5 protein-coding genes are annotated in these 3,505 nt (G+C 42.7%); 2 read left to right on the top strand and 3 right to left on the bottom strand.

Annotation, left to right across the window (positions count from 1 at the left end; genetic code table 11):
• The first annotated feature begins 232 nt into the window (after nucleotides 1-232).
• Together CFT61_RS16170 and CFT61_RS16165 are read left to right on the top strand one after the other, a co-directional pair.
• On the top strand, nucleotides 233-544 hold the full coding sequence (locus CFT61_RS16170; protein ID WP_008628599.1) for a helix-turn-helix domain-containing protein: 312 nt from the start codon (nucleotides 233-235) through the stop codon (nucleotides 542-544).
• 82 nt (nucleotides 545-626) lie between these two features.
• Nucleotides 627-935, top strand: a complete 309-nt coding sequence (locus CFT61_RS16165; RefSeq protein ID WP_089545418.1) for a helix-turn-helix domain-containing protein — start codon at nucleotides 627-629, stop codon at nucleotides 933-935.
• A gap of 763 nt (nucleotides 936-1,698) precedes the next feature.
• Here the strand turns inward: CFT61_RS16165 and CFT61_RS17380 are convergent.
• The 3 genes from CFT61_RS17380 to CFT61_RS16150 are packed head-to-tail and all read right to left on the bottom strand — an operon-like array spanning nucleotide 1,699 to nucleotide 3,031.
• On the bottom strand, nucleotides 1,699-1,908 hold the full coding sequence (locus CFT61_RS17380; RefSeq protein ID WP_254919017.1) for a hypothetical protein: 210 nt from the start codon (nucleotides 1,906-1,908) through the stop codon (nucleotides 1,699-1,701).
• The gene (locus CFT61_RS17375) at nucleotides 1,878-2,057 is read right to left on the bottom strand and encodes a hypothetical protein (protein ID WP_254919016.1); all 180 of its coding nucleotides are present in this window, start codon (nucleotides 2,055-2,057) and stop codon (nucleotides 1,878-1,880) included. The genes CFT61_RS17380 and CFT61_RS17375 overlap by 31 nt, the downstream gene beginning before the upstream one ends.
• Nucleotides 2,054-3,031 (bottom strand): tyrosine-type recombinase/integrase, encoded by a 978-nt coding sequence (locus tag CFT61_RS16150; RefSeq protein WP_089545417.1) that lies wholly within the window; start codon nucleotides 3,029-3,031, stop codon nucleotides 2,054-2,056. Before CFT61_RS16150 ends, CFT61_RS17375 begins: the two co-directional genes overlap by 4 nt.
• Between the last annotated feature and the right edge of the window lie 474 nt (nucleotides 3,032-3,505).

The following is a 3,505-nucleotide window of genomic DNA, read 5'->3' as shown; positions in this document are numbered from 1 at the left end:
TTCAACGTATTTCTCAACTCATCATTGTTCATGTATTCGTTGCAGTCGTGCAAGTTTTTCTTGTTGTTTTTGGCGTTGAAGTCGGCAAACCCCGGCAACATACTGCCACAGAAATTGAAAACGCTTGTTTTTAGATTGCCGTGCCTTATCTTTGCACTCACAAGCGTGGAGCACAGCATATGCGTGGAGCTTTGCGACATAAACATAGTATTAACTTAGAAAAAAGAAAAGTATGGGATTCATCGTATTCGAGGAAGAGGCATTCAACTATCTTGATGCCCAGTTGGAGAACTTCGTGAAGCGCATGGACAGAATCCGTGAGCGCAGTGAGGACAAGACCATGAACAAGTGGCTCGACACGCAGGACGTGTGTCAGACGCTCAACATCTGCCCACGGACAGTGCAGACGCTTCGGGACAACGGAACTTTGGCTTATACGCAAATCAGCCACAAGACCTACTACAAGCCGGAGGACGTGATGGCTATCGTAGCAGTAGTGGAGGACAGGAAAAAGGACATGCGCTTTCGCAAGCGCACAGGTTAGGCTGTCAATATACAACAGCCACTTTATCCAATGCAGCAAGTAAAACGAGTAACGTAAGTATCAACAATAAAACGAGACAACTATGAGCAATGAAGTAATGACAAAAAACAGCGAGTGGATGAACCACATCGTGAACCACCTCAACCGAATGGTTGACAATTTTGAACGTGCCGTGATGAACTACCGCCCCATGCTTGACGGTGAGCGCTTCATGACGGACAAGGAGCTTTGTGCCAGGCTGCAACTGAGCCGAAGAACCCTGCAGGACTACCGAAACAACGGTGTCATCCCATATATCCAGCTTGGCGGAAAGATACTCTACCGCGAGTCCGACATTCAGAAGATTCTGATGGCTAACTATCGTGAAGCGTACAGAATGAAAGGTGTGTAGGAGAATGTCCTTGATGAGTGTGTGAAATGAACAAGGCGACAACGTATAACTTACCGAGTGTGGCAGTTATAGGTTGTCGCCTCGTTTTATTGGCTATACCGAGTTGGTCGTGTTTGCCGAGTGTTCTCCGTATGGTCTGTATAAAATCTAATACCATGCTAAAACACTGCGGTGGTTCGTCCAAGTGGCCGGAGGCGCGAAGCCTCCAAGGAACGTTGCTTGAAGGATTCCTATACAATTAGGAATCATCTCTCTTCATTCTTTTGCATTACATACTACTCATGCAATGCCAAAATATCAACATGCACCAAAATATTATATAGACTATGGAGATAAGAAAAAACACCTTTTTCTTCTTCGATTTTAAAAGATGAAGTACAAATCCACTATAAATGGAAAAAACAGGTATTATAAGTATTTTAAACCATCCTATAACATCATAATATGAATAAAAAAAAGTACAAGCGTATGTTGCCCAGTACAAACATATCACAAATGCCATTACAAATTTCAAAAAGACAAATGTCACTTGTTTGTTTTTTAGGTACAATAGGAAATATGCTATAGGAACAACTGTTGCAAATAGCATATCTCCTCTCCATATTATATAAAAATCCAAAAGTCTCATTTTAGTTCATTATTTGTTTGACACTACAATTTTAGAGAAATAAATTGAATAAAGCAAATGATTTTAAAACCTTTATAAAATTTTAATAAATATTGGTTTTCAAGGAATAGAGATCATTGATGAAAAATGTAATTGCTACACCATTATATTCTTCGACCACAGGCAGACAGACTTCGGGCGGTTGGTCTGCTTTTTGATGATGGCTTGCATGATGAACTCACGGAAGGATCGGTTCTCAATGCTGTCAATCCAAAAGGCTACGGCAATGATAAGTTCGAGGTTATAGACATCGTAGTTGATATGGTCATCCTCTTTCACATGGCGGCATACATCATACTCTCGCAAGATGCCCTCCTTGAGTATCCCCTTGATAGTCGCACATAGCAGCCGAACACATTAAGCATGTCGGCAATCTCCTGCATGCTCATACATACAGGAGCGGTCGGCATAGTTACCGTACCGCTCTCGCTGAAAGTTATAATACCTCTGTTCATTTTCCAATAGTTTTTTCGTTCGACAATCTGTTTCTTTCTCGCTTGGCAATAAGCTTATCCATGTCATTTGAAATCTTCTGCTCCGTCACCTGCGCATAGACTTGTGTGCTTGTGATATCTGCGTGTCCCATCATCTTGGCTATGCTGCCGATGGGAATGTCCTCGTTGAGCATCAAGACTCCGAATGTATTCCTACCCTCGGAGTTCTCACTGATATGGTGAGGGTACAGTTTCTTTACATCTATATAGGATAAGGAGGTGAGCGAGGCAAAAATGAAACATCTGTGTGCAAGCTCCGTTCGCTCGTCAGCCATCGGGGTAGAGAGCATCTTGATGAAGTCTGCCTTGTTGATATGGGGCATCTTCGGGGCTGCCTTCTTCTCATACCCTATCTTGGCTATGGAATTGAAGCGGATAATGCTTCTGTCCACTGCCTTGTACATCAACATGTTCAGCCAGAGAAGGCAATGGTTCACGTAGCTGTCGATACGTCCCTGGTCTCGTTTCAGGAATAGCTTGTATTCCTCCCCGATGAACTCAGCGAGATTCTTGCGAATTTTTCTGTAAGTCCAGACACTGCTCTTCGACATATCGATGCCCTCATGGGTGCTGAGTTCACTGATATGCTCGTCCACGAAGGAGAGAAGGGTGGTCTGTGTCTTGACGCTGCCCTGCAAAGCCTCCTTGACATCCTTAGCCTCGAAGTCCATTCTCTTTTCCACAAGCACATCAAAAGCCTTTTGGATGGAAAGCAACAACTGCTCGATGTCCTTGTTGGTCTCCACGGCTTCCTTGCTCTTGCCCTCCAATCGGCTGGCACGAGGATTCCAAAGCGATGGAGTGCAAGACAACTTGCAGGAGAACTGCGCCATAGTCCTGTTCACCGTGATGCGTCCCATGATGGGAGCTTTTCCATTCTTGTCCATTCCGCTCTTTTTTAGGTAGAGCAACACCTTGAATTTTTCGATTTTCATAACGCTTACATTTTGAGTGTGCAAATATAATCATTTTGTAAGCGTTCCTTGATACGCAAAACATTGAGAATCAGCGCAATAAAATCCGTTGATGCACAAAGTTGCCTTTCCGCATTGTTACCTGTTTTGCATAGGTAACTGTGGCTCACGATTTAGTAACTGAACTACTTCAATATTCCTCACTCGCTTGCTTTATGCCGATTTGGCAACTTTGTGCAAATCTACTCATTCCCAACTGTTTACGTTCCAACCTCTCTTATTCTCCTTTGGCTGCTTTAGAGCTTTATGTTAAAAAACCTAACTCATAATTTTGAAAAAGAGAAACCATAGTTTTACAGCTCACAAACCATAGTTTCCCAGCTCACAAACCATAGCTTTTCTCCTCAAAAGCTATCACAATAACAGTTATCACAGTTTCTCGAAACACTTTTCTTTTTCTCATTCCAGAACTAACTATATATATTATATATTTAT

The organism is Segatella copri (assembly GCF_002224675.1).
In the GTDB taxonomy this organism is placed as follows: Bacteria; Bacteroidota; Bacteroidia; order Bacteroidales; family Bacteroidaceae; genus Prevotella; species Prevotella copri_U.
Note: the sequence above shows the minus strand (reverse complement) of the source record. Positions and strands in the feature narration are given on the sequence as shown.

Coding starts and splice junctions, on each gene's coding strand:
- CFT61_RS16170 (WP_008628599.1), top strand. CDS start 233: ATGGGATTCATCGTATTCGAGGAAGAGGCATTCAACTATCTTGATGCC.
- CFT61_RS16165 (WP_089545418.1), top strand. CDS start 627: ATGAGCAATGAAGTAATGACAAAAAACAGCGAGTGGATGAACCACATC.
- CFT61_RS17375 (WP_254919016.1), bottom strand. CDS start 2,057: ATGAACAGAGGTATTATAACTTTCAGCGAGAGCGGTACGGTAACTATG.
- CFT61_RS16150 (WP_089545417.1), bottom strand. CDS start 3,031: ATGAAAATCGAAAAATTCAAGGTGTTGCTCTACCTAAAAAAGAGCGGA.